Raw genomic sequence first — 24,401 nt, 5'->3', positions numbered from 1 at the left:
CATGCCGATCCGGCTGCATCCGGCCTTGAAATCGACTCCACTACCGCGACCTCCGGAGCGTGTCCTGGCTTGCCGCGGCGCAGCAGGCCCGGGGTATAATCGTTAAGATTGCATACGGCCTTTTGCCCTTCCCCAGACAGACGGCCGCAAGCCTTTACTCCCTGCCGGTGGTGACGTGAGCACGAACCTGATTCGCGAGTTTTCCGAGTCCTCCCAACTCGCCGGCGGCAACGCCGATTACGTCGAGCAGCTTTACGAGTCCTGGCTTGCCGACCCCTCGTCGGTCTCCGCCGATTGGGCCGGTTACTTCGAGTCCTTCAAGGGCCGCGGCAGCGACACCCCGCACTCGGCCGCCATCGCCCGCATCGAGGCCGCGCAGAAGCAGCGCCGCGTCGCCGCCGCCCCGGTGGACGATGCCCACGCCCGCAAGCAGGCCGGCGTGCTGCGTCTGCTGACCGCCTATCGTTCGCGCGGCCACCTGGCCGCCGACCTGGATCCGCTGGGCCTGGCCCACAAGATGGAGGCGCCGGACCTCGGGCTCGCCTTCCACGGCCTGTCCGACGCCGACCTGGACACGCAGTTCGACTGCGGCACCTTCGCCGGCGGCGGCCAGCGAATGAAGCTGCGCGAGCTGCTCGCACGCCTCAAGAAGGTCTACGCCAGCACCATCGGCGCGGAGTTCATGTACATCTCCGACCATGCCCAGCGTGCCTGGATCTATGCCCGGCTGGAACAGGCCAACGGCAGCGCCGGCCTGGACGCCAAGGGCAAGAAGCGCGTGCTGGCGGGCCTCACCGCCGCCGAGGGTCTGGAGCGCTACCTGCACACCAAGTACGTCGGCCAGAAGCGCTTCTCGCTGGAAGGCGGCGACAGCCTGATCCCGATGGTCGACGACGTGGTCACCTCCGCCGGCGACAACGGCGTCAAGGACCTGGTCATCGGCATGGCCCACCGCGGCCGCCTGAACGTGCTGGTCAACATCCTGGGCAAGCCGCCCAAGACCCTGTTCAACGAGTTCGAGGGCAAGTTCGAGCATCCGGACGACCCGGCCCATTCGGGCGACGTGAAGTACCACATGGGCTTCTCCGCCGACGTCAGGACGCCCGACGGCAACGGCGTGCACGTGGCGCTGGCGTTCAACCCATCGCACCTGGAGATCGTCAACCCGGTGGTGGCCGGCTCCGTGCATGCGCGGCAGATCCGCCGCCGCGACAGCGAGCACACCCAGTCGATGGCGGTGTTGATCCATGGCGACGCGGCCTTCGCCGGCCAGGGCGTCAACATGGAACTGTTCCAGATGTCGCAGGCGCGCGGCTTCAAGATCGGCGGCAGCCTGCACATCGTGATCAACAACCAGGTGGGTTTCACCACCTCCAACCCGCAGGACGCGCGCTCCACGCTGTACTGCACCGACCTGGCCAAGATGGTCAACGCGCCGGTGTTCCACGTGAACGGCGACGATCCCGAGGCGGTGATCGAGGTCACCCGCCTGGCCTACGAATTCCGCAAGCAGTTCCGCAAGGACGTGGTGATCGACCTGGTGTGCTACCGCCGCCACGGCCACAACGAGGCGGACGAGCCCTCTGCCACGCAGCCGGTGATGTACCAGGTCATCAAGAAGCGGCCGACCACGCGCGACCTGTACGCGCAGCAGCTGGTCAAGGAAGGCGTGCTGGCCGAGGGCGACGCGCAGAAGGAGCTGGACGCCTACCGTGCCCGCCTCGAGGCGGGCGGCTCGATGACGGCGCTCGATCCCGATCCCAAGCGCGACGTGCACGTGGACTGGAGCCGCTTCATCGGCGGCAAGCTGTCTACCCAGACCGACACCTGCGTGCCCAAGCAGAAGCTGATGGAGCTGGCCAACAAGCTGCTTGACCTGCCGGCCGACCTCACGCTGCAGCCGCGCGTGGCCAAGATCTACGACGACCGCCGCAAGATGGCGACGGGCGAGCACCCGGCCGACTGGGGTTTCGCCGAAAATCTCGCCTACGCCACGCTTATCGACCAGGACTACAACCTGCGCCTGGTCGGCCAGGACTCCGGCCGCGGCACCTTCTTCCACCGCCACGCGGTGCTGCACGATCAGAAGGACGGCCATACCTTCATGCCGCTGGCCACCGTGCGCGCGGGTGCCGACGTCGAGGTGATCGACTCGCTGCTGTCCGAGGAAGCGGTGATGGCCTTCGAATACGGCCATGCCACCACCGACCCGTACACGCTGGACATCTGGGAGGCGCAGTTCGGCGACTTCGCCAACGGCGCGCAGGTGGTGATCGACCAGTTCATCAGCTCGGGCGAGGCCAAGTGGAACCGCCTGTGCGGACTGGCCCTGTTCCTGCCGCACGGCTACGAGGGCCAGGGCCCGGAGCACTCCTCCGCCCGCCTGGAGCGCTTCCTGCAGCTGTGCGCGATGGACAACATGCAGGTGTGCGTGCCGACCACCCCGGCGCAGGCCTTCCACATGATCCGCCGGCAGATGGTGCGGCCGGCGCGCAAGCCGCTGATCGTGATGACGCCCAAGTCGCTGCTGCGCCACAAGCTGGCGGTGTCCTCGCTGGACGAGCTCTCCGGCGGCGGCTTCCAGCTGGTGATCGGCGAGCATCGCGAGCTTGCGCCAAAGAAGGTCAAGCGCGTGGTGCTGTGCTCGGGCAAGGTCTACTACGACCTGCTGGAAGAAGCGGAGAAGCGCGGGCTCGCCGACGTCGCCATCGTGCGCGTCGAGCAGCTCTACCCGTTCCCGCGCCCGCAGGTGGTCGAGGAGCTGGCCAAGTACCCGTCCGCCAAGGAAGTGGTGTGGTGCCAGGAGGAGCCGATGAACCAGGGCGCCTGGTTCCAGATCCGCCACCACCTGCAGGCCTGCGTCGGCGCCAAGCTCAGCCTGTCCTACGCCGGCCGTGGGCGCTCGCCTGCCCCGGCGGCCGGCCACCTCAACACCCATACCGCCGAGCAGACCGCGCTCGTCGAGCAGGCGCTGGTCGCGCCCATCGGCGACGATCAGTCGGCGGAGTAAGCTTTTCGGATCACGCGGCCAGGACGGCCGCCAGATGCTGCGCCCATGGACGAGCACCCCAACCCCCCAAGGACCCGTCATGTCCATCGAAGTCAAAGTCCCCGTCCTGCCCGAGTCGGTCTCCGACGCCACCATCGCCAGCTGGCACAAGAAGGTCGGCGATGCGGTCAAGCGCGACGAGAACCTGGTCGACCTTGAAACCGACAAGGTGGTGCTGGAAGTGCCCTCGCCGGTCGATGGCGTGCTCAAGGAGATCAGGCACCAGGCCGGCGACACGGTGAACAGCCAGCAGGTCATCGCGATCCTGGAGGAAGGTGCCGCCGCGCCAGCTCCCGCGCCCGCCGCGAAGGAAGAGCCGAAGGCCACCGCCTCCGCCCCGCCCAAGGCCGAAGCACCGAAGACTTCGGGCAAAGGCGTGGACGAGCTGTCCCCCGCCGGCCGCCGCGTGGCGACCGAAGAGCAGATCGATCCCTCCAAGGTCGCCGGCACCGGCCGCGACGGCCGCGTGACCAAGGAAGATCTGGTCAACTATGGCAAGGGCGGCGCTGCCCCGGCCCCGGCCGCCAAGCCCACGCCGGGCGCGCGTCCGGAAGAGCGTGTGCCGATGACCCGCATGCGCGCCAAGATCGCCGAGCGCCTGATGCAGTCGAAGAACTCGATCGCCATGCTGACCTCGTTCAACGAGGTGAACCTGGCCGAGGTGGTCAAGATGCGGAAGTCTTTGGGCGAGCAGTTCCAGAAGACCCACGGCATCAAGCTCGGCTTCATGAGCTTCTTCGTCAAGGCGGCCGCCGAGGCGCTCAAGCGCCACCCGATCGTCAACGCATCGGTCGACGGCAACGACATCATCTATCACGGCTACCAGGACATCTCGATCGCCGTGTCCACCGACAAGGGCCTGGTGACGCCGGTGCTGCGCGATGTGCAGGACATGGGCTTCGCGCAGATCGAGCAGGGCATCGCCGACTACGCCAAGAAGGCGCGCGACGGCAAGCTCTCGCTGGAGGACCTGCAGGGCGGCACCTTCACCATCACCAACGGCGGCACCTTCGGCTCGCTGCTGTCCACGCCGATCGTGAACCCGCCGCAGAGCGCGATCCTGGGGATGCACACGATCAAGGAGCGCGCGATCGTCGAGAACGGCCAGGTCATCGCCGCGCCGATGATGTACATCGCCATCTCCTACGACCACCGCATCATCGACGGCAAGGACGCGGTGCTGTTCCTGGTCGACATCAAGGACCAGCTGGAGAATCCGCAGCGGATGCTGCTCGGGCTCTGATCGCCGCCCCGGCGATCAGAAAACAGGTAACGAAGCTCTGGTGCCAGGGCCCGACTGAAACCACGCCAGTTTGGTTGTTTCCGGCGCACCAGTGCCCATCTTCCGCTTCACCAGCGAGCAGGGCTCGCCAGCAAGGAACCTCGCATGAGTGACCAACAATTCGACGTCATCGTCATCGGCGCCGGCCCGGCCGGCTACGTGGCCGCGATCCGCGCCGCGCAGCTGGGCCTTTCGACCGCCTGTGTCGACGACTTCACCGGCAAGGACGGCAAGCAGGCGCTGGGCGGCACCTGCCTCAACGTGGGCTGCATCCCGTCCAAGGCGCTGCTCGACTCCTCGCGCCAGTTCTGGAACATCTCGCACAACTTTCCCGTCCACGGCATCAGCGTGGAGGGCGCCAAGGTCGACCTGGGCACGTTCATCGGCCGCAAGGACAAGATCGTCAAGCAGTTCACCGGCGGCATCGGCCAGCTGTTCAAGGCCAACAAGGTCACCGCGTTCTACGGCAAGGGCAAGCTGTTGAAGGGCAACCAGGTCGAGGTAACCGGCAAGGACGGTTCCAGGCAGACCCTGAGCGCCACCAACGTGATCCTGGCCTCCGGCTCGGTGCCGATCGAGCTGCCGTTCGCCAAGTTCGACGGCAAGGCGATCGTGGACAATGCCGGCGCGCTGGACTTCACCGAAGTGCCCAAGCGACTGGGCGTGATCGGGGCGGGCGTGATCGGCCTGGAACTCGGCAGCGTGTGGAAGCGGATGGGTTCGGACGTCACCGTGCTGGAAGCGCTGCCCGACTTCCTGGGCGCCGCCGATGCGGACGTCGCCAAGATCGCGCTGAAGGAATTCACCAAGCAGGGCCTGGCCATCAAGCTCGGCGCCAAGGTCTCCAAGGCCGAGGTGAAGAAGGATGGGGTGCATCTGACCTACTCGGACAAGGACGGCGAGCAGCAGCTCACCGTCGACAAGCTGCTGGTGGCGGTGGGCCGCCGCGCCTACACCGACGGCCTGCTGGCCGACGACACCGGCGTCAGGCTGGACGAGCGCGGCCGCATCGTGGTCGACGAGCACAACCACACCGGCGTCGATGGCGTGTGGGCGATCGGCGACGCGGTGCGCGGCCCGATGCTGGCGCACAAGGGCTCCGAGGAAGGCGTGGCGGTGGCCGAGTGGATCGCCGGCAAGGCCGGCCACATCAACCTCGACACCGTGCCGTGGGTGATCTACACCGAGCCGGAAATCGCCTGGGCCGGCAAGACCGAGAAGCAGCTCAAGGAGGAAGGCGTGCCGTACAAGGTCGGCACCTTCCCGTTCGCCGCCATCGGCCGTGCCGTCGCCATGAACGAGGGCGTAGGCCAGGTGAAGATGCTGGCCCACGCCGAGACCGATCGCATCCTGGGCGTGCACATGGTCGGCCCGGGCGTGTCCGAGCTGATCGCCGAGTGCGTGGTGGCGATGGAGTTCAAGGGTTCCTCCGAGGACCTGGCGCGCATCGTCCACGCCCATCCGACGCTTTCCGAAGCCGTACACGAGGCTGCGCTGTCGGTCGACAAGCGCGCCATCCACAAGGGCAACTGACCGCCCACGCAAGGCCGACGCGGCCCGCTCGTGGCGACATGGGCGGGCCGCTTCCGTTGGATGGATGCCTCCGTACCTCGCGGAGGCGCCATCCCGCGAAAGCGAGGCGCTTTTCAACAGCGAATGCCGGTCATCCATCTTGCTCCGATGGCCACGAGCCCCCCGGTTCCCGCCCTCGCGGGAACGACGAGCAAAGAAACGGCGTCACCGTACCTGCCAGACCGGATATCCATGCCCCAACCCACCGCCCTGTGCGTCTACTGCGGCTCCAGCAGCGGCAGCCACCCCGAATACGTCGAGCAGGCCCGCGCCTTCGGCAATGAAATGGCGCAGCGTGGCATCGCGCTGGTCTACGGCGGCGGCAAGGTGGGGCTGATGGGAACGGTGGCCGACGCGGTGCTGGCGGCCGGCGGCAAGGCCATCGGCGTGATCCCGCGCCAGCTTGTGGACCTGGAAGTCGCCCATCCGGGCCTCAGCGAGCTGGTCGTGGTCGACACCATGCACCAGCGCAAGACCCGCATGTACGAACTTGCCGACGCCTTCGTCGCCCTGCCCGGCGGCTTCGGCACCATGGACGAGATGTTCGAGATGCTGACCTGGGCGCAGCTGGGCCTGCACCGCTACCCCTGCGCCTTCCTGGACGTGCGCGGCTACTACACGCACCTGCGCGCCATGATGGACCACATGGTCGGCGAGCGCTTCGTGCGCCCGGAGCAGCGCGAGGACGTCTGGTTCGGCCCCGACATGGGCGGGCTGTTCGACTGGATGGCCGGCTACGAGGGCCGCTACCTGCCCAAATGGGTGGATGATCGCAGCATCGACGCATGACCCAGGCAGGAGGCAAGGCATGAACCCGAACACCCCGTTCCGCGCCCTGCGCATCCACAGCGACGAGGCCGGCTACCGCAGCGGCATCGAAACCATGGATGCCGATGCGCTCACGCCGGGCGAAGTGCTGGTCGAGGTCGCGTACTCCTCGGTCAACTACAAGGACGCCCTGGCCGGCACCGGCAAGGGCAGGATACTGCGCCGGTTCCCGTTGAACGGCGGCATCGACCTGGCCGGCCGCGTGGTCGCCTCGACCGACCCGACCTTCAAGGAAGGCGACCCCGTGCTGTGCACCGGCAGCGGTCTGTCCGAGACGCGCGACGGCGGCTATGCCCGGTACGCGCGGCTCGATGCGCGCTGGACGATCCGCTTGCCCGAGGGGCTGTCCCTGCGCGAAAGCATGATCCTGGGCACCGCCGGCTTCACTGCGGCCCTGGCGCTCGCGCGCATGCAGGACAACCGCCAGAGCCCGGACCTGGGGCCGATCGCCATCACCGGCGCCAGCGGTGGCGTGGGCCAGCTTGCGATCGACATCTTCAGCCGCGCCGGCTACGAGGTGCACGCGATCAGCGGCAAGACCGACCATTTCGACGTGCTGCGTAGCCTGGGCGCCAGTGAATGCATCGACCGCCGCCAGCTCGCCTTCAGCGGCAAGCCGATGGATTCGGCTCGCTTCGGCGGCGCGCTGGACAACGTCGGCGGACCGATGCTGGCCGGGCTGCTGCCGCTCATCGCGCCCTACGGCAACGTGGCCATCTGCGGCAACGCCGGCGGAATCGCCTTCGACGGCACCGTCATGCCTTTCATCATCCGCGGCGTGAGCCTGCTGGGCATCGCCTCCGCCGGTACCGAACGCGACCTGCGCGAGTCCATCTGGCAGCACCTGGCCGACGACTGGAAGCCCCGCCACCTGGACCGCATCGCCACCCGCGAGGTGACGCTGGAAGCATTGCCGGAGGTTTTCGGACACATGCTTGCCGGCGAATCCTTCGGCCGCACCCTGGTGCGCATCGGCGGTAGCTGAGGCCCACGCCACGCTTGGAAGCGCCCCGCGCGCGGCATAGAATCCACGACAACTACTAGGGAACCCCCAAACCTCATGGCACGAATCCTGATCGTCGACGATTCCCCGTCGCAGCTGCTGGGCCTCAAGCGCATCGTCGAGAAGCTCGGCCATGAGGCGCTGACCGCGGAAGACGGTGCCGCCGGCGTGGAGGTGGCCCGTCGCGAGCGTCCGGACCTGATCCTGATGGACGTGGTCATGCCCAACCTCAATGGTTTCCAGGCCACCCGCACGATCAGCAAGGACCCCGATACCGCCCACATCCCCGTGGTGCTGGTCACGACCAAGGATCAGGAAACCGATCGCGTATGGGGCATGCGCCAGGGCGCCAAGGCCTACGTGACCAAGCCGATCAAGGAAGACGAACTGGTCGCCACGATCAAGCCGCTGCTGCCGGCCTGAAGCGCTTTCGAGCCCTCCCTCCCCCTGCGGGAGAGCGAGCCAGAACTACCCCAAGCCCCGTATCTTCGGCGCTCGCTTTCCGAGCCACCTGGCGGCATGCCCTTCAGAGGCATCAAGCCCGCGGGTCGTAGCCCGCGAACTGCTTGTGCAACGCCTCGTAAGCTTCCCGCTGGGCCTCGCTTTCGGCAGCCGGCGCGCGGATGGAGAGTTCCACCAGCTGGTCCCCGGCCGGGCTGCCCGGCAAACCGCGACCCTTCAGTCGCAGCTTGCGGCCGGACTGCGAGCCGGCCGGGATACGCAGGTCCACGGTACCGGCCAGGGTCGGCACCGGCACCGTGGCGCCCAGCGCGGCCTCCCATGGCGCCAGCGCCAGCACGTGCAGGACGTTGCGGCCGTCCAGCCGAAAGCGCGCATCGTCGCGAATCGTCACCTCCAGCAGCAGGTCGCCCGCCGGACCTCCGGCCGCGCCGGCCTGGCCCTGGCCGGCGAGCCGGATCACCTGGCCGGGCTGGATGCCGGCGGGGATCTTCACCTCAAGCACGCGCTCCTGCCCGCTGCCCTGCAGCGCCAGCCGCGTGCGGCCGCCGTCGAAGGCCGTCTGCAGGTCGATCTGCACCTGCGCCTGCACGTCGCGGCCCCGTCGCGGCCGCGGCTGTCCGCGGGAACCGCGGGGACCGCCACCGGCGTGGCCGAACAGGCTTTCGAAGAAATCGCTGAAATCCCCGTCCCCGACGTCGCCGAAATCGAAGCCGCCGCCCTGCCCCCATCCCGGCGGCGGGCGGAACTGCTCGCCGCCGCGGTAGCCGCCCGCGCGCAACTGGTCGTAGGCGCGACGCTTCTCGGGGTCGCGCAACGCCTCGTTGGCTTCGTTGATGGCCTTGAAACGCTCCTCCGCCCCGGCTTCCTTGTTCTTGTCCGGATGGTATTGCCGCGCCAGCTTGCGGTAGGCCGCCTTGATCTCGGCCTCGCTGGCGTCGGGTTTCACCCCGAGGATGTCGTAATAGTCTTTGAATTCCACTGCCCTTCCTCGGCAAGACTGCACAGGCAGGCGGTCCGCCGCGGAGGTGCTCCGCGAGCGGCCGCCAGTGACACGTTAGGGCTTGTGCTTCAGTGATTGACGGACGACGGGCCGTTGCCGCCCGTGCCGTGGTCGGTGGAAATCGAGATGCGCCGCGGCGTGGTCTCCGCCCGCTTCGGGATCACGATCTCCAGCACGCCGTGGCGGCCCACTGCGGTGATGCCCTCCGGATCGGCGCTGTCAGGCAGCGCGAAACGGCGATGGAAGGTGCCATGCGCACGCTCGATGCGGGTGAACCGACCGTTCTGCTCCTGGTTCTGCACGGTGCGTTCGCCCTTGATGGTCAGGATGCCCTTTTCCATGCTCACTTCGATGTTTGCCGGGTCCACGCCGGGGACGTCCACGAAGATCACGAAGCGCTTGTCTTCCTCCTTGATGTCGACGCGCGGCGCCCACTGGCTGGTCACCACGTTGGAGCCGTCGGCCTCTTCCTGCTGGAAGAAACGGTCGAAGGCATGGCGGATTTCCTCGGGGAATGCGCTGGCGGCGTTCCACATCGGGTTGCGGTTCGAACTCATGGGCGGGTCCTCCTCCAAAGGGTCACGGCGTTGCGCCGCTTGCCACAGAAGTAGGTGCGCGCGGCGCCGATTCAAGGCGACAGCGGCCCAGGCCGGGTTTAGGATGCCTGCCCCACCCGCAAGGACGGATCCGCATGAGCATCCAGATCGGCCAGCCCCTACCTGACGTCGAAGTGACCGTGATCGAAGACGGCGCACCAGCCCGCCGCCAGTCCACCGCCAGCCTGTTCGCCCATGCCCGGGTCGTGCTGTTCGCCGTTCCCGGCGCCTTCACGCCAACCTGTTCGGACCACCATCTGCCGGGCTACGTGCAGCATTACCGGACGTTCCGGGAGCATGGCATCGAAGTGATCGGCATGGCCGTGAACGACGCCTACGTGATGCAGGCCTGGGCGGCCGTGCAGCAGGTGCCCGCCGGGCTGAAGCTGCTGGCCGACGGCAACGCCAGTTTCACCAGCGCGCTGGGCCTGCAGTTCGACGGCACCGCCTACGGCATGGGGCTGCGCGCACGCCGCTTCGCCTTGTATGCAGAGGACGGCGTGGTACGCCAGTTGCACGTGGAGGCGCCGGGTGAATTCCGCGTTTCCACCGCCGAAGCCATGCTGCAGGCGCTCGGTGTAGAGGCCCGCCCTACGGCCGGTTGAAGCCAGGCACCACCCGGTACGCCGGCCCTGGCGCGGCCGGGCCGGCGGGGAGTTACGATCGGCGCCGCAATGCCGAGAAGCAAGTCCTGCCACGTCAACCGATCGCGAAGGAGGCCGCTGCCATGCGCTACGTACTGTTCGACAAGGTCAGCAACGAGGTGATCCTGCTCGCCCGGATCCTGCTGATGGTCCTGTTCGTGCTGTTCGGCTGGAACAAGCTGACCGACTTCTCGGGAACCGTCGGCTACATGGCAGGCGCGGGTCTGCCGGTGCCCACCCTGGCGGCGGTGGTGGTCGTTATCATGGAGTTCTTCGTCGGCCTGGCGATCGCGCTCGGCTTCTGCACGAGGCCGCTGGCCCTGCTGCTCGCCCTGTACACGCTCGGCACGGCGTTGATCGGGCACCACTACTGGACGATGGCCGGTGCAGACCGCATGGCCAACATAATCAATTTCTACAAGAACATCGCGATCATCGGCGGCCTGCTGCTGTTGTGCGTCACCGGCCCGGGACGCTATTCGATCGACCGGCGCTAGGCGGCGGAAGCGCCAGCGGCCGGCAGGCCAAACCCAAAAAGAAAGCCCCGGACCAGCCGGGGCTTTCTTCGTTGCGTCAGGCTTCTTCCGTTCCGTCCTGGGCCGGCACAGGGCCTTCCGGAGCGGCTCCGTCGGCCGGCTCGGCGTCCTCGCCGTTGCCCTCCTCGGCATCCAGCCGCACTACGCTGACCAGGTTCTCGTCGGCCGGCAGGCGGATCAGGGTGACGCCCTGGGTATTGCGACCCAGCTGCGAGATCTCCCCGACGCGGGTACGCACCAGCGTGCCCTGGTTGGAAATCAGCATCAGCTCGTGTGCCTCGGTAACCTGCACCGCGGCAACCAGCGCGCCATTGCGTTCGGAGCACTGGATGCCGATCACGCCCTGGGTGCCACGGCCCTTCTTGGTGAACTCTTCCAGTGGCGTGCGCTTGCCGTAGCCGCGCTCGGTGGCGGTGAGGATGTCGCCCTCGGCCGCCACGATCAGCGAGACCACTTCGGCACCCTCGGCCAGGCGCATGCCACGCACGCCGGTGGCGGTGCGTCCCATCGAACGGACGGTGTTCTCGTCGAAGCGATTGACCTTGCCGTTGGAGGCGAACAGCAGGATGTCGCTGTTGCCGTTGGTGATGGCCACGTCCACCAGCGCGTCACCCTCATCGAGGTTGATCGCGATCTTGCCGCGTTGCAGCTGGAAGGCGAACTCGGTGAGCGGCGTCTTCTTCACGGTGCCGCACTTGGTGGCGAAGAACACATAGCAATCCGGGCTGTACTCGCGGATCGGCAGCACCGCCTGCACCTTCTCGCCCTCGCCCAGCGGCAGCAGGTTGACCATCGGCTTGCCGCGTGCGCCCGGGCCGGCCTCGGGCATCTGGTAGACCTTGAGCCAGTAGACGCGGCCGGTGCTGGTGAAGGTCAGCAGCGTGTCGTGCGTATTGACCACCCAAAGCTGCTCGACGAAATCCTCGTCCTTCAGCGCCGAGGCGGAACGGCCCTTGCCGCCGCGCTTCTGCGCGCGGTAGGTGCTGGCCGGCTGGCGCTTGACGTAGCCGGTGTGCGACAGCGTGACGACCATGTCCTCCGGCGCGATCAGGTCGAGGACGTTCAAGTCCTCCTGCGAATGCTGGATCTCGGTGCGGCGCGCGTCGCCGTACTCGGCCTTGATGAACTCCAGTTCCTCGCGGATGACCTTGAGCAGCACTTCGGGATTCTCGAGGATCTCGATCAGCCCGCGGATCGTCTCGAGGATCTGCCGGTACTCGTCGGAAAGCTTTTCCTGCTCCAGCCCGGTCAGGCGGTGCAGGCGCATGGCCAGGATCTCCTGCGCCTGCACGTCGGACAGCTGGTAGCCGTCCGATTTCAGGCCATCGCGCGGATCCATGTCCTCCGGCCGCGAAGCTTCCGCCCCGGCGGCGGCCAGCAGCGTGCCGACCATGCCCGGCTGCCACTTGCGTGCGAGCATGCGCTCGCGCGCCTCGGCGGGCGAGGCGGAGCTGCGGATCAGCTCGATCATCTCGTCGATGTTGGCCAGCGCGACGGTCAGGCCTTCCAGGATGTGGGCGCGGGCGCGCGCCTTGCGCAGCTCGAAGATGGTGCGGCGGGTCACCACCTCGCGGCGGTGGCGGATGAACGCCTCGAGGATTTCCTTGAGGTTGAGCAGCCGCGGCTGGCCGTCCAGCAACGCCACCATGTTGATGCCGAAGGTCACCTGCAGCTGCGTCTGCAGGAACAGATTGTTGAGCACCACGTCGGCCATCGCGTCGCGGCGCACTTCGATCACGATGCGCATGCCGTCCTTGTCGGACTCGTCGCGCAGTTCGCTGATGCCCTCGATCTTCTTTTCCTTCACCAGCTCGGCGATCTTCTCGATCAACCGCGCCTTGTTCACCTGGTAGGGCAACTCGTGGACCAGGATGGTCTCGCGGCCGTTCGCCTCGGTCTCGATCTCGGTGCGCGCACGCACCAGGATGCGGCCGCGGCCGGTGCGGTAGGCCTCGACGATCCCGGCGGCGCCGTTGATGATGCCGGCGGTCGGGAAGTCCGGGCCGGGGATGTACTGCATCAGCTCGTCGACCGAGAGCGACGGCTCGTCGATCAGCGCGATGGTGCCGGCGATCACCTCGTTGAGGTTGTGCGGCGGCACGTTGGTGGCCATGCCGACAGCGATGCCCGCCGAGCCGTTGATCAGCAGATTCGGCACGCGCGTGGGCAGGACCAGCGGTTCCTGCTCGGATTCGTCGTAGTTCGGGCCGAAGTCGACCGTTTCCTTGTCGATGTCGGCGAGCAGCTCGTGCGTGAGGCGCGACATGCGCACCTCGGTGTAACGCATCGCCGCGGCGTTGTCGCCATCGACCGAACCGAAGTTGCCCTGGCCGTCGACCAGCATGTAGCGCAGCGAGAACGGTTGGGCCATGCGCACGATGGCGTCATAGACCGACGCGTCGCCGTGCGGGTGGTATTTACCGATCACGTCACCGACCACGCGGGCCGATTTCTTGTAGGGCTTGTTCCAGGCGTTGCCCAGTTCGTTCATCGCGAACAGCACGCGGCGATGCACGGGCTTCAAACCGTCGCGCACGTCAGGAAGGGCGCGTCCCACGATCACGCTCATGGCGTAATCGAGGTAGCTCTGGCGCATCTCGTCTTCGATGTTGACGCGGATGACTTCTTTGGCGAGTTCTGCCATCAATCGGCTTCCCAGTCGGCTTCCATGGAAACAAAAGGGCCGCGCAGCCCGCGCTTCGTGCGCGCGGTTGCGCGGCCCTCAAGCAATCGTGAAATTGTATCACGAACGCCTGGCAAAAGCCCGGTTTTTAATCTTTTAAATCAGCAACTTACACGACACGTTTTGGGCGCCGGAAAAGCACCCCGCGGGCCGTCGAAAAATTGACCAGCGCGGCGGCCGCCGACCCCGCCGCCGCCGCCAGCGCCGGCCACCGGTACAGCGATGGAAACGACAGCAAGAGGACGACGTAGAGGGCGTAATTGACCAGCGCGCCGACGCCCATCAGGCCCAGCCAGTGCAGCCATTCGGTCAATGGCGAACGGCCGCTGGCGCGGTCGGCGAAGGTGCGGTGGCGGTTCCACGCCCAGGTCGCGGTGGCGGCGAGCAGAAACGAAAGCACCCGCGCCACGTACGGATTCCAGTGCGCCCATGCGACCAGCGCCTGCACGGTGCCGGCATCCACCAGCAGGCCGATGGCGCCGCCGATGGCGAACAGACCGGCCTGACGACCGAGCCTCATCGGCCGAACATGGCCTGCATGGCGGCCATGCCGGGCCGCTCGATCACGCCGCGCTCGGTCACGATGGCGTCGATCAGTTCCGAAGGCGTGACGTCGAACACCGGGTTCCATGCTTGCGCGCCTTCCACCACCGTGCGGCGGCCGCCGGTGGACAGCAGCTCGTCGGCGTGACGCAATTCGATCTCGATCGCCTCGCCGTCGGGCGTGGCCATGTCCACCGTCGATGACGGCGCCACCACCATGAACCTCACCCCATGGTGGCGCGCGGCGATGGCGAGCTGGTAGGTGCCGATCTTGTTGGCGGTGTCGCCGTTGGCGGCGATGCGGTCGGCGCCGACGATCACCCACTGTACCCTGCCCGAGCGCATCAGGTGCGCTGCGGCCGAATCGGCGATCAGGTGCGCCGGAATGCGATCGCGCACCAGCTCGTACATGGTCAGCCGAGCGCCCTGCTGCCAGGGTCGCGTCTCGCCGGCGAACACCTCGCCGATGCGCCCGGCGGCGACGCCGGCGCGGATCACGCCCAGCGCGGTGCCGTAGCCGGCGGTCGCCAGCGAACCGGTGTTGCAGTGGGTGAGCACGCCCGAACCTGGCGCGATCAGTGCGGCACCGAGCTCGCCCATGCGGCGATTGGCGGCAAGGTCCTCGTCCTGGATCGCTTGCGCCTCGCGCTCCAGCGCGGCGGCGTCGGCGCCCATGGCGATGCGCGCCTTCATGCGGTCCAGCGCCCACATCAGGTTCACCGCGGTCGGCCGGGCCGCGCGCAACGTCGCCAATACGTCATCCAGCGATGCACGCTGCTGCGCCGCCAGCACCACGCCCCAGGCGGCGGCGATGCCGATGGCCGGCGCGCCGCGCACGGCCAGGTCGCGGATCGCCTGGGTCACCTGTCCGGCGTCGCGACACTCGATCCAGCGCTCCTCGCCCGGCAGCAGGCGCTGGTCGAGCAGGCACAGGCGGTCGCCGCGCCACTGCACCGCGCGGATGGTGTCGTGCTCGCGGAGGGATTCAGTGGAGGCGTTCATGGGGAGCGGATGAGGGGAAGATCGGAAAGCCTAGCACGCGGCCATGCACGCGCTGGCGCAGGGTGGACTTCGCTCTGGATGGGGCGCGACGAGGTGCGGCCCGGCCAACGGTCAGTCGTGTTCGCGCAGCCAGCGGTGGATCGCCGGCGGCACTTCGCTCTGCGCGCGGCCGGAGACGTAGATGCCGATGTGGCCGCCCTTGAAGGCCAGCTCGGTGTAGTCGTCGCTGCCTACGTGCAGGCCCAGTGCCCGCGAGGCGTCGGACGGCACGAGGTGGTCCTGCTCGGCGTAGATGTTGAGCACGGGCTGGCTGATCGTGCCCAGATCGACCGGGCGGCCGCCGATGGTGAGGCCGCCCTTGACCAGCTTGTTGGCCTGGAAGAAATCCTTGACGAACTCGCGAAAGGCCTCGCCGGCCTGGTCGGGCGAATCGAAGATCCAACGCTCCATGCGCAGGAAATTTTCCAGCTCGCGTGGGTTGTCCAGGATCTCGACCAGGTTCACGTACTTCTGCTGCAGCAGCCGCACAGGCTTGAGTGTGAGGTAGACCCAGTTCATCAGCGCCGCGGGGATGTTGCCCAGCGTGTCGACGAACAGGTCCACGTCCAGGTCGCGCGCCCAGTGCGAGAGCATGTTGTCCGGCGTGTGGTAATCCACCGGCGTGACCATGGTGACGAGGTTGCGCACCTTGTCCCCATGCAGCGCCGTGTAGCACAGCGAGAACGCGCCACCCTGGCAGATGCCGAGCAGGTCGATGGCGTCCACGCCGGCCTGCGCGCGCACGGCATCCACGCAGCGGTCGAGGTAGCCGTCAATGTAGTCCTCCAGCGTGAGCCAGCGGTCCGCGCCGTCGGGATAGCCCCAGTCGATCAGGTACACGTCCTCGCCCTGCGCGAGCAGGTTGCGCACCAGCGAGCGGTCGCTCTGCAGGTCGGTCATCCAGACCGTGTTGACCAGCGCGTAGACGATCAGCAACGGGGTCCTGGCGGTCGGTGCGCGCTCGCCGCGCATGCGCCAGAGGGTGAGCTTGTCTTCGCGATAGACGAGTTCGCGCGGCGTGCCGGCGTAGTCGGGCTCGGACACGCTGCGCAGGCTGGCGGTGCCCGCCGCCAGCTTGCGTTGGAAGGTGGTGACTTCCTCGAGGATGCGGGCGGGGTCCAACGGCCACGGGGTCTTCATGACGATCCTCAGCGCGGCTTGCGCGACGTGCGGCGGGAGGCGGCCTTGGCGACAGACTTGGCCCGGGTGCCACGGGCGGGCTTGGCGACAGACTTGGCCTGGGTGCCATGGGCGGGCTTGGCGGACGCCTGCCGTTTGGGCGTCTTTACGGCCTTTCCGTCGACCTGTGATGGGGCAGCCGTGCTGGGCGCCTGCATGCGCCGCAACTCGCGGCGCAGTTCCTGCACCCGCTGCCCGAGCGTGGCGACCTCGCTGCGCGTAGGCAACCCGGCCTCGCGACACCACTGCTCCATCTGTTGCTGCTGCAGCTGGCGCACACGCATCTGGGTGTTGCCCTGTGCCGCGTAGGCTTCGCGGAACTCGTCCGACAGCGCGATCTCCGCGTAGGCCTCTTCCACCGCATCGACCCACAGGTCGTACACGGCCTTGAGCGACGCGACCTGGAAGCCGGGCTCGGCCAGCTTGCGCTGCATCCGCTCGGCGCCCTGCGCCTGTGCGCGGGCGAGCAGCTCGTGGTAGCGCGCGCTCGCCTGCTGATGGTCCAGCAGCGCGCGCATGAGCGCCTGCTGCTGGGCTTGCTGCTCGCGGTTGTGGCCGAAAGCCGGCGTATCGAGCATCCCGCGCAGGGCGTCCAAGCCGAGCGGCGGCATGCCTGTGCCCGGAAGGGTCCAGTTGCCGAACGGCGCGACCGGCGATGCGACCGGCCCGCCCTGCCCGGTCATCGCGGCGGCGGCCTGCTGCATCCAGTCGAAATAGCCCTTGAGGCCATCCATGCCGGGCATCGGTGCAGCGGCGGCGGGTGCGGCGGCAGGGCCGGCCCAGGGGCGGCTCCAGGCATCCCATACCTGGCGGCCCAGGGCTTCGAAGTCGGCGGCGGGATTCGGCGAGGTCACGGGCATGCCTTGCTGGGGATCGGTGGGATCGTAGCAAAACCCGTATGACGGAAGGTTTCGGTTCGCCCCAGCCGCAGCTTCGCGGCCCCAAAAAAAACGGGCCAGCGGCCCGTTTTTTGAATCGGACCGGGGCGCTTATCGCGATCCCGGCCCCTTGCACCGGCCTTTTCCCGAAGGGGAGAAAAGCGTCGGAGTGTTAGCTGTTGGCGGCTTCGTCTTCGGCCACGGCCTTCATGGACAGGCGGATGCGGCCCTGCTTGTCCACTTCCAGCACCTTCACCTTGACGATGTCGCCTTCCTTGAGCTTGTCGGAGACCTTCTCCACGCGCTCGGAGGAGATCTGCGAGACGTGCACCAGGCCGTCCTTGCCCGGCATGATGGTCACGAACGCGCCGAAGTCCATCAGCTTGGCGACCTTGCCCTCGTAGATGCGGCCCGGCTCGACGTCGGAGACGATCTGCTCGATGCGCTTCTTGGCCTCGTCGGCCGCCAGGCGGTTGACCGAGGCGATGATGACGGTGCCGTCGTCGCTGATATCGATCGTCGTGCCGGTCTCCTCGGTGATCGAGCGGATCGTGGCGCCGCCCTTGCCGATGACCTCGCGGATCTTGTCCGGATGGATCTTGATGGTGAGCAGGCGCGGGGCGTACTCGCTCATCTCCGAACGCGGCGTGCTGATGACCTTGGCCATCTCGCCCAGGATGTGCAGACGGCCGCGCTTGGCCTGGGCCAGCGCCACCTTCATGATCTCCTCGGTGATGCCGTCGATCTTGATGTCCATCTGCAGCGCGGAAATGCCCTCGGCGCTACCGGCCACCTTGAAGTCCATGTCGCCGAGGTGGTCCTCGTCGCCCAGGATGTCCGAAAGCACGACAAAGTCGTCGCCTTCCTTGACCAGGCCCATGGCGATGCCGGCCACCGGCGCCTTCAGCGGCACGCCGGCGTCCATCATGGCCAGCGAGGAACCGCAGACCGAGGCCATCGAGGAGGAGCCGTTGGACTCGGTGATCTCCGAGACCACGCGCAGCACGTAGGGGAATTCCTCGATGCTGGGCTTGACCGCCTGCACGCCGCGCTTGGCGAGACGGCCGTGGCCGATCTCGCGGCGCTTGGGCGCGCCGAAGCGGCCGGCCTCGCCCACCGAGAACGGCGGGAAGTTGTAATGGAACAGGAACGGATCCTTCGACTCGCCTTCCGGCGCATCGATGATCTGCGCGTCGCGGGTGGTGCCCAGCGTGGTCACGACCAGCGCCTGCGTTTCGCCGCGGGTGAACAGCGCCGAGCCGTGGGTGCGCGGCAGCACGCCCACGCGTACGGTGATCGGGCGCACGTCGTCGAGCTGGCGGCCGTCGATGCGCACCTTGGTCTTGAGCACGCTGTCGCGCATGGTGCGGTACTCGAGCTCGCCGAATTCCTTGGCCAGCTCGGCGGACGACCAGGCGTTGGCTTCGGCCTGTGGCTTGAGGGCCTCGAGCGCGTCGGCCTTGATCGCGGCGATCGCGTCGCGGCGCTGCAGCTTGTCGCGGATCTGGAAGGCTTCCTCCAGCTTGCTGCCGACTTCGCCCTTGAGCGCGGCGACCAGCGACTCGTTGCGCGCCGGCGCCTGCCAGCCCGAGGACGGGCGGGCCGCTTCGGTGGCCAGCTCGGCGATCGCGTTGATGGCGACCTGCATGTGCTTGTGGCCGAACATCACCGCGCCGAGCATGACGTCCTCGGACAGCAGCTTGGCTTCGGATTCCACCATCAGCACCGCGCCGGAGGTGCCGGCGACGACCAGGTCGAGATCGGAGGTCTTCAGCTCGGTGGCCGACGGGTTCAGCAGGTACTGGCCGTTGGCGTAGCCGACGCGGGCGGCGCCGATCGGGCCCTTGAACGGGATGCCGGCGAGGCTGAGCGCCGCGGAGGCGCCGATCATCGCCGGGATGTCGCCGTCGATTTCCGGGTTCAGCGAGACGACCTGTGCGATGACCTGCACTTCGTTCTTGTAGTCCTCGGGGAACAGCGGACGGACCGGGCGGTCGATCAGGCGCGAGGTCAGCGTTTCCTTCTCGGTCGGGCGGCCTTCGCGCTTGAAGAAGCCGCCCGGGATGCGACCGGCGGAGTAGAACTTCTCGACGTAGTCGACGGTGAGCGGGAAGAAGTCCTGCCCCTCGCGCGGCTTGGCCGCGGCCACGGCGGTGACCAGCACCACGGTGCCGCCCATGCTGACCATGACCGCACCGGATGCCTGGCGGGCGATTTCGCCCGTCTCCAGTGTGACTTCGTGATTACCGTACTGGAATGACTTGGTTACTTTCGCCACGTTAGGTCTCCTCGAAAGATTAACGGCGGAGGCCGAGACGTTCGATCAGGCTCTGGTAACGAGCCAGGTCGCGGTCCTTCAGGTAGGCGAGCAGGCTCTTGCGGCGGTTGACCAGTTGCAGCAGGCCACGGCGCGAGTGGTGATCCTGCTTGTGTTCCTTGAAGTGGCCAGTCAGGTGCTCGATGCGGGCCGACAGCAGGGCCACCTGCACCTCCGGCGAACCGGTGTCGTTCGGCACGCGGCCGTAGTCAGCAATGATCTTGCTGGTCTGTTCTGCGGTAAGGGACATGGGTATCTCTTCCTTCAAAATGCGGATGCGGAACTTGTGCAACCTCACCGCGCGATGAGGTTGCACAAGCTCCGCTGGTTGGATGTAAAGCTCTGGAACAAGCTCGCTATTGTAGCGAGGGCGGGCGCTTGGCAACAAGAGCGTTAAATGGCGCCATTTGGCGCTCGCTGCCGCCGAGCCCATCTCCGTGTTCGCGGGGAAGGGCTCGGATGCGGGGCTGAGATGCTCCGCAAGGAGTCGAGAGGCGGGGTTCAGGGGCTTGGCAGATTGAACCCGCGGACGATGCGGACCCGGCCGGCCGGGTCCGGCTCGACCAGCGCCAGCAGCCGGCCGTCAGGCGCGAAGGCGGCGCTGGGGCCCTCCTCCAGGGAGCCGGGCCAGGGAATCTGCTGGCCCTGGGCGACCGCGAGCGCCTGGGATGGGTCCAGCCTCAGCGTCGGCAGGTCGGCCAGCCCGGCGGAAAGCGGCAGCAGCAAAGCATCGAGCGCAGCCTCGCCCTGCCCCGCCGCCTGCTCCAGTTCGGCAAGCGTGACCATCGCCGGTTCGCGGAACGGTTCGACCCAGAGCCGGCGCAGCGAGGTCAGGTGGGCGCCGCAACCCAAGCGTTCGCCCAGATCGACCGCCAGGCTGCGGATATAGGTGCCCGAGCCGCATTCGACCAGCAGACGCAGGCGGTCGCCTTCGTGCGCGAGCAGCTCGAGGCGATGGATGTCCACCTCGCGCGGCGGCACGTCGACAGCCTCGCCGCGCCGGGCCTTTACATACAGCGGTTCGCCGCCCTGTTTGAGCGCCGAGTACACGGGCGGCACCTGCACGATGCGGCCGCGCAGCGAGGCCAGCGCCTGTTCGAGCGCCGCCTCGTCGAGTGCAGGCACGGGCCGCTGCTCGACCAGGTCGCCCTCCAGGTCTGCCGTGGTGGTGGTGACGCCCAGCCGGCACTCGGCGAGATACGCCTTGCGCGACCCCAGCAGCGTGCCGGCGATCTTGGTTGCTTCGCCGAAACACAGCGGCAGCAGGCCGGTGGCCAGCGGATCGAGCGCACCCGTGTGCCCGCCCTTGGCTGCGCGCAGCAATCGGCGCGTGGCCTGAAGGGCCTGGTTGGAGCTCATGCCCAACGGCTTGTCGAGCAGCAGGATGCCGTGCAGGTCGCGCGAGGGGGCGCAGCCGCGACCCGAGCCCCGGAGCTTACGGCTCGCCTTCGCCATCGCTCGCCGGCTGGATGTCGCCCGAGTCGCGCAGCAGGCGCTCGATGCGCTCGCTCTTGTCGACCGAGTCGTCGTACTTGAAGCGCAGCTCCGGCACGCGCCGCAGGCGCATGCCGCGCGAGAGCGTGCGGCGGAACTCCACGCCCAGTTCGTTGAGGGCCTTGACCGCTTCCTTGGCACGCTCCGGTTGCAGCGCGGTCACCCACACGGTGGCCCAGTCGAGGTCGCGGGTGACCTCCACGTCGGACACGCTCACCGAGGGCAGCGCGTGGTCGCGCACGGCGGCGTGCACCAGCAGGCCGAGTTCACGGCGGAGCTCGGCGCCTACGCGGTCGGTACGTTTGAAGTCGCGTGAGGGCATGGGGGCTCCAATCAAATGGCGTTGCCGCCGCATCAGCGGCGGCTTCTTGTCGCCTCTCCTTCCGGGGAGAGGATGGGCGAGGGGCGGGGCTCGCCTCGTGCCCGCCCGACCTGAGGCCGGACAGGCCCCTCACCCCGGCCCTCTCCCCCTGATCTCATCGGAGCCGGGGAGAAGGAGCAAAGCGCCGAGTTACAGCGTGCGGGCAACCTCGATGCGCTCGAAGCATTCGATCTGGTCGCCGACCTTGACGTCGTTGTACTGCTTCACGGCGATACCGCATTCCATGCCGTTGCGCACCTCGTCGACCAGGTCCTTGAAGCGGCGAAGCGATTCGAGCTCGCCCTGGAAGGCCACCGTGTTGTCGCGCAGCACGCGGATCGGCTTGTTCCGCTTGACCGTGCCTTCGGTGACCATGCAGCCGGCCACCGCGCCGAACTTGGAGCTGCGGAAGACCTCGCGCACCTGCGCGATGCCGATGATCTCCTCGCGCACTTCCACGCCCAGCAGGCCCGAAGCCGCCTGTTTCACCTGATCGATGACGTCGTAGATGATCGAGAAGTAGCGCACGTCCAGGCCGGCGGTGTCGATCACCTTGCGTGCCGAAGCGTCGGCGCGCACGTTGAAGCCGATGATCAGCGCCTTCGACGCCGCCGCGAGCGTCGCGTCGGACTCGGTGATGCCACCGACGCCGGCCGCGATCACGTTGACCTTCACGTTCTCGTTGCCGATCTGGCTGAGCGAGTCGCGCAGCGCCTGCACCGAACCCTGCACGTCGGCCTTGACCAGGATGTTGAGCGTCTGCTGCTCGGCGCCCTGGCCCATCTGCGCCATGATGTCCTCGAGGCGGTTGGCCTTGCTGACCATCCGCGTCTCGCGACGCTTCTGCTGGCGCTCGGCGGCGACTTCGCGCGCCAGGCGCTCGTCGGCGACCACCACGAAGTCGTCGCCCGCCTCCGGCACGCCGGAAAGGCCGAGCACCTGGACCGGGATCGAGGGGCCGGCTTCCTGCACGGTCTTGCCGTTCTCGTCGACCAGCGCGCGCATGCGGCCGTATTCCACGCCACAGACCACGAAGTCGCCGCGCTTCAACGTACCCTGCTGCACCAGCACGGTGGCGACCGGGCCGCGGCCCTTGTCCAGGCTGGACTCGATCACCACACCGGTGGCCGGGCCGTCGAACACGGCAGTCAACTCCATCACCTCGGCCTGCACCGAGATTGCGTCGAGCAGATCGTCGACGCCCATGCCGGTCTTGGCCGAGACGGGCACGAACGGCGTATCGCCACCCCACTCTTCCGGGATGACCTCGAGGTTGCCCAGGCCCTGCTTGACGTGGTCCGGGTTGGCGTCGGACTTGTCCATCTTGTTGAGCGCCACGATCAGCGGCACCTTGGCGGCGCGCGCATGCTGCACGGCCTCGGCCGTCTGCGGCATCACGCCGTCGTCGGCGGCGACCACCAGCACCACGATGTCGGTGGACTGCGCGCCGCGGGCGCGCATCGCGGTGAACGCGGCATGGCCCGGGGTGTCGAGGAAGGTGATCACGCCCTTGGGCGTGTCCACGTGGTACGCGCCGATGTGCTGCGTGATGCCGCCCGCCTCGCCCGCCGCGACCTTGGTGCGGCGGATGTAGTCCAGCAGCGAGGTCTTGCCGTGGTCGACGTGGCCCATGATGGTGACCACCGGCGGTCGCGTGGACCTCTCGCCCTCGAGCTCGGCGTTCTGGGTGTGCGCGGCCAGCGCGGCCTCGGCGTTGTTCTCGCTCGCCTCGACCGGCGTGTGGCCCAGCTCCTCGACCACCAGCGTAGCGGTATCGCGGTCGATGGTCTGGTTGATGGTGGCCATCACGCCCATCTTGAAGAGCGCCTTGACCACCTCGGAGCCCTTGACCGCCATCTTCTGCGCCAGGTCGGCGACCAGGTTGGCCTCACCGATCACCACCTCGCGCACGACGGGCGCGGTGGGACGGGAGAAGCCATGCGCGCCGGCCGCGGCACCGGAACCGCCGCGGGCCGCTTCACGACCGCCCTTGCCGGGCTTGCCGCGCTTGCTTGAACGGCGCGCGCGATCGGCATCGGACAGATGCAGCTCGCCGCCGGCGAAGCGCTTGCCGCCCGGGCCTTCGTCGCGGTCGCGGCCATGGCGCGCCTTGGCGCCACCGCGGGTATCGGAGGGCGCCGGCGCGGGGGCCGGCGCGGGCGCCGGCGCCGCGACGACGACCTTCTTCTCGCGCTTACGCGGCTCATGGATGCGCGGCACGATCATGCCGAACGAACTGTGGTCGGTGCCGGAGGGCGCGGGCGGCACGGGGGCCGCCGCCGTGGCCTTGGCAGCCACGGCCGCCGGTACTTCGGCGACCGCTTCCTGCGTGGACGCCTCCGTGGCGGCCATCGCCTCGGCGGGCTGCTCGAGAGCTGCCTGCTCGGTCTGGCGCCTGGCTTCCTCGGCCTGGCGCTGTTCTTCCAGCGCACGCTGCTGCGCCTCCTGCTGGCGGCGCTGCTCGGCCTCCAGGCGCTCGCGCTCCTCGTGCTCGCGCTGCTGCTGCGACTCGGCCAGCTTGCGCACGGCCTCCTCGCGCTCCGGCTCGGCGCTCGCTTCCTCGGCGATCACGCTGCGCTTTACGTAGGTGCGCTTGGCGCGCACTTCCACGTTGACTGTCTTGGCGCTGCTGGCCGCGCCGCGGCCGCCGGGTGTGGCGACCTTCAGCTCGCTGACCTTGCGGCGCTTGAGAGTGATCTGGCGCGGCGTACTGTCGTCCGCCTCGGGAGCGGCCTCGCCCTTGCCATGGGTACGGCGCAGGAAGCCCAGCAGTTTCACCTTCTCGGTGCTGCTGATGACCTGCTCCGGATCGGAGAAATTCATGCCTGCCTCACCCAGCTGCCCCAGCAGCTTGGTGACCGGCATGCCCAGCACCTGGGCGAGTTGTTTGATCGTTACATCCGACATCGTGTTCTTTCTCCGCCGTTCCCGCG

At 67.9% G+C, this 24,401-nt stretch carries 20 protein-coding genes; 8 read left to right on the top strand and 12 right to left on the bottom strand.

Features of this window, described 5'->3' with window-relative positions; translation table 11 throughout:
- Window positions 1-175 precede the first annotated feature (175 nt).
- The 6 genes from VGU65_RS09320 (at window position 176) to pilH (ending at window position 8,157) form a co-directional block, all read left to right on the top strand.
- Complete coding sequence (locus VGU65_RS09320) at window positions 176-3,010, top strand: 2-oxoglutarate dehydrogenase E1 component (protein ID WP_327475022.1); 2,835 nt, start codon at window positions 176-178, stop codon at window positions 3,008-3,010.
- A gap of 79 nt (window positions 3,011-3,089) precedes the next feature.
- Window positions 3,090-4,292 carry a 2-oxoglutarate dehydrogenase complex dihydrolipoyllysine-residue succinyltransferase gene (odhB, locus tag VGU65_RS09315; protein WP_327475020.1) on the top strand — a complete coding sequence of 401 codons (1,203 nt, stop codon included), beginning with the start codon at window positions 3,090-3,092 and terminating at the stop codon, window positions 4,290-4,292.
- Between the two features lie 144 nt (window positions 4,293-4,436).
- Window positions 4,437-5,864, top strand: coding sequence for a dihydrolipoyl dehydrogenase (gene lpdA, locus VGU65_RS09310; RefSeq protein ID WP_327475018.1), 1,428 nt, complete (start codon window positions 4,437-4,439; stop codon window positions 5,862-5,864).
- Between the two features lie 231 nt (window positions 5,865-6,095).
- Entirely contained in the window at window positions 6,096-6,692 is a 597-nt protein-coding gene (locus VGU65_RS09305; RefSeq protein WP_327475016.1) for an LOG family protein, read from the top strand.
- Window positions 6,693-6,711: 19 nt separating this feature from the next.
- The gene (locus tag VGU65_RS09300; protein ID WP_327475014.1) at window positions 6,712-7,716 is read left to right on the top strand and encodes a YhdH/YhfP family quinone oxidoreductase; all 1,005 of its coding nucleotides are present in this window, start codon (window positions 6,712-6,714) and stop codon (window positions 7,714-7,716) included.
- A gap of 75 nt (window positions 7,717-7,791) precedes the next feature.
- A complete protein-coding gene (pilH, locus tag VGU65_RS09295; protein ID WP_327475012.1) occupies window positions 7,792-8,157 on the top strand; it encodes a twitching motility response regulator PilH in 366 nt (121 codons plus the stop codon).
- A gap of 112 nt (window positions 8,158-8,269) precedes the next feature.
- Here pilH and VGU65_RS09290 read toward each other — a convergent pair whose 3' ends face one another.
- Both VGU65_RS09290 and VGU65_RS09285 read right to left on the bottom strand, forming a co-directional pair.
- Entirely contained in the window at window positions 8,270-9,175 is a 906-nt protein-coding gene (locus tag VGU65_RS09290) for a DnaJ C-terminal domain-containing protein (RefSeq protein ID WP_327475010.1), read from the bottom strand.
- Window positions 9,176-9,264: 89 nt separating this feature from the next.
- Complete coding sequence (locus VGU65_RS09285; protein WP_327475008.1) at window positions 9,265-9,753, bottom strand: Hsp20/alpha crystallin family protein; 489 nt, start codon at window positions 9,751-9,753, stop codon at window positions 9,265-9,267.
- Window positions 9,754-9,887: 134 nt separating this feature from the next.
- Here VGU65_RS09285 and VGU65_RS09280 point away from each other — a divergent pair, with 134 nt between their 5' ends.
- Both VGU65_RS09280 and VGU65_RS09275 read left to right on the top strand, forming a co-directional pair.
- A complete protein-coding gene (locus VGU65_RS09280; RefSeq protein WP_327475006.1) occupies window positions 9,888-10,397 on the top strand; it encodes a peroxiredoxin in 510 nt (169 codons plus the stop codon).
- Window positions 10,398-10,519: 122 nt separating this feature from the next.
- Entirely contained in the window at window positions 10,520-10,933 is a 414-nt protein-coding gene (locus tag VGU65_RS09275) for a DoxX family protein (RefSeq protein ID WP_327475004.1), read from the top strand.
- Between the two features lie 76 nt (window positions 10,934-11,009).
- Here the strand turns inward: VGU65_RS09275 and gyrA are convergent, their stop codons facing one another.
- The 10 genes from gyrA to infB all read right to left on the bottom strand — a co-directional run bounded on the left by gyrA (window position 11,010) and on the right by infB (window position 24,375).
- Window positions 11,010-13,616 carry a DNA gyrase subunit A gene (gene gyrA, locus VGU65_RS09270; RefSeq protein WP_327475002.1) on the bottom strand — a complete coding sequence of 869 codons (2,607 nt, stop codon included), beginning with the start codon at window positions 13,614-13,616 and terminating at the stop codon, window positions 11,010-11,012.
- A 148-nt stretch (window positions 13,617-13,764) separates the two neighbouring features.
- On the bottom strand, window positions 13,765-14,175 hold the full coding sequence (locus tag VGU65_RS09265) for a GtrA family protein (protein WP_327475000.1): 411 nt from the start codon (window positions 14,173-14,175) through the stop codon (window positions 13,765-13,767).
- On the bottom strand, window positions 14,172-15,200 hold the full coding sequence (gene mtnA / locus VGU65_RS09260; protein ID WP_327474998.1) for an S-methyl-5-thioribose-1-phosphate isomerase: 1,029 nt from the start codon (window positions 15,198-15,200) through the stop codon (window positions 14,172-14,174). The genes VGU65_RS09265 and mtnA overlap by 4 nt, the downstream gene beginning before the upstream one ends.
- A gap of 111 nt (window positions 15,201-15,311) precedes the next feature.
- Window positions 15,312-16,379, bottom strand: a complete 1,068-nt coding sequence (gene phaC, locus VGU65_RS09255; protein WP_327474997.1) for a class III poly(R)-hydroxyalkanoic acid synthase subunit PhaC — start codon at window positions 16,377-16,379, stop codon at window positions 15,312-15,314.
- Window positions 16,380-16,387: 8 nt separating this feature from the next.
- Window positions 16,388-17,278 carry a poly(R)-hydroxyalkanoic acid synthase subunit PhaE gene (locus tag VGU65_RS09250; RefSeq protein ID WP_327474995.1) on the bottom strand — a complete coding sequence of 297 codons (891 nt, stop codon included), beginning with the start codon at window positions 17,276-17,278 and terminating at the stop codon, window positions 16,388-16,390.
- Between the two features lie 190 nt (window positions 17,279-17,468).
- Entirely contained in the window at window positions 17,469-19,574 is a 2,106-nt protein-coding gene (gene pnp, locus VGU65_RS09245; protein ID WP_327474993.1) for a polyribonucleotide nucleotidyltransferase, read from the bottom strand.
- Between the two features lie 19 nt (window positions 19,575-19,593).
- Window positions 19,594-19,863 carry a 30S ribosomal protein S15 gene (gene rpsO / locus VGU65_RS09240; protein ID WP_091336585.1) on the bottom strand — a complete coding sequence of 90 codons (270 nt, stop codon included), beginning with the start codon at window positions 19,861-19,863 and terminating at the stop codon, window positions 19,594-19,596.
- A gap of 251 nt (window positions 19,864-20,114) precedes the next feature.
- Window positions 20,115-21,068: a tRNA pseudouridine(55) synthase TruB gene (gene truB / locus VGU65_RS09235; protein WP_327474990.1), complete on the bottom strand. Its 954-nt coding sequence runs from the start codon at window positions 21,066-21,068 to the stop codon at window positions 20,115-20,117.
- Window positions 21,049-21,429, bottom strand: coding sequence for a 30S ribosome-binding factor RbfA (gene rbfA / locus VGU65_RS09230; RefSeq protein ID WP_327474989.1), 381 nt, complete (start codon window positions 21,427-21,429; stop codon window positions 21,049-21,051). The genes truB and rbfA overlap by 20 nt, the downstream gene beginning before the upstream one ends.
- A 189-nt stretch (window positions 21,430-21,618) precedes the next feature.
- Window positions 21,619-24,375: a translation initiation factor IF-2 gene (infB, locus tag VGU65_RS09225; RefSeq protein WP_327474987.1), complete on the bottom strand. Its 2,757-nt coding sequence runs from the start codon at window positions 24,373-24,375 to the stop codon at window positions 21,619-21,621.
- Window positions 24,376-24,401 lie beyond the last annotated feature (26 nt).

This window comes from Frateuria sp. (assembly GCF_035943815.1).
Lineage (GTDB): Bacteria > Pseudomonadota > Gammaproteobacteria > Xanthomonadales > Rhodanobacteraceae > Frateuria_A.
The sequence above is the reverse complement of the archived record's forward strand: the minus strand, read 5'-3'. Positions and strand labels throughout refer to the sequence as shown.

What these genes read in the sequence shown, in the direction of transcription:
- odhB (WP_327475020.1), top strand. Translation starts at nt 3,090, where the DNA reads ATGTCCATCGAAGTCAAAGTCCCCGTCCTGCCCGAGTCGGTCTCCGAC.
- lpdA (WP_327475018.1), top strand. Translation starts at nt 4,437, where the DNA reads ATGAGTGACCAACAATTCGACGTCATCGTCATCGGCGCCGGCCCGGCC.
- VGU65_RS09305 (WP_327475016.1), top strand. Translation starts at nt 6,096, where the DNA reads ATGCCCCAACCCACCGCCCTGTGCGTCTACTGCGGCTCCAGCAGCGGC.
- VGU65_RS09300 (WP_327475014.1), top strand. Translation starts at nt 6,712, where the DNA reads ATGAACCCGAACACCCCGTTCCGCGCCCTGCGCATCCACAGCGACGAG.
- pilH (WP_327475012.1), top strand. Translation starts at nt 7,792, where the DNA reads ATGGCACGAATCCTGATCGTCGACGATTCCCCGTCGCAGCTGCTGGGC.
- VGU65_RS09285 (WP_327475008.1), bottom strand. Translation starts at nt 9,753, where the DNA reads ATGAGTTCGAACCGCAACCCGATGTGGAACGCCGCCAGCGCATTCCCC.
- VGU65_RS09280 (WP_327475006.1), top strand. Translation starts at nt 9,888, where the DNA reads ATGAGCATCCAGATCGGCCAGCCCCTACCTGACGTCGAAGTGACCGTG.
- VGU65_RS09275 (WP_327475004.1), top strand. Translation starts at nt 10,520, where the DNA reads ATGCGCTACGTACTGTTCGACAAGGTCAGCAACGAGGTGATCCTGCTC.
- gyrA (WP_327475002.1), bottom strand. Translation starts at nt 13,616, where the DNA reads ATGGCAGAACTCGCCAAAGAAGTCATCCGCGTCAACATCGAAGACGAG.
- VGU65_RS09265 (WP_327475000.1), bottom strand. Translation starts at nt 14,175, where the DNA reads ATGAGGCTCGGTCGTCAGGCCGGTCTGTTCGCCATCGGCGGCGCCATC.
- mtnA (WP_327474998.1), bottom strand. Translation starts at nt 15,200, where the DNA reads ATGAACGCCTCCACTGAATCCCTCCGCGAGCACGACACCATCCGCGCG.
- phaC (WP_327474997.1), bottom strand. Translation starts at nt 16,379, where the DNA reads ATGAAGACCCCGTGGCCGTTGGACCCCGCCCGCATCCTCGAGGAAGTC.
- VGU65_RS09250 (WP_327474995.1), bottom strand. Translation starts at nt 17,278, where the DNA reads ATGCCCGTGACCTCGCCGAATCCCGCCGCCGACTTCGAAGCCCTGGGC.
- rpsO (WP_091336585.1), bottom strand. Translation starts at nt 19,863, where the DNA reads ATGTCCCTTACCGCAGAACAGACCAGCAAGATCATTGCTGACTACGGC.
- truB (WP_327474990.1), bottom strand. Translation starts at nt 21,068, where the DNA reads ATGGCGAAGGCGAGCCGTAAGCTCCGGGGCTCGGGTCGCGGCTGCGCC.
- rbfA (WP_327474989.1), bottom strand. Translation starts at nt 21,429, where the DNA reads ATGCCCTCACGCGACTTCAAACGTACCGACCGCGTAGGCGCCGAGCTC.
- infB (WP_327474987.1), bottom strand. Translation starts at nt 24,375, where the DNA reads ATGTCGGATGTAACGATCAAACAACTCGCCCAGGTGCTGGGCATGCCG.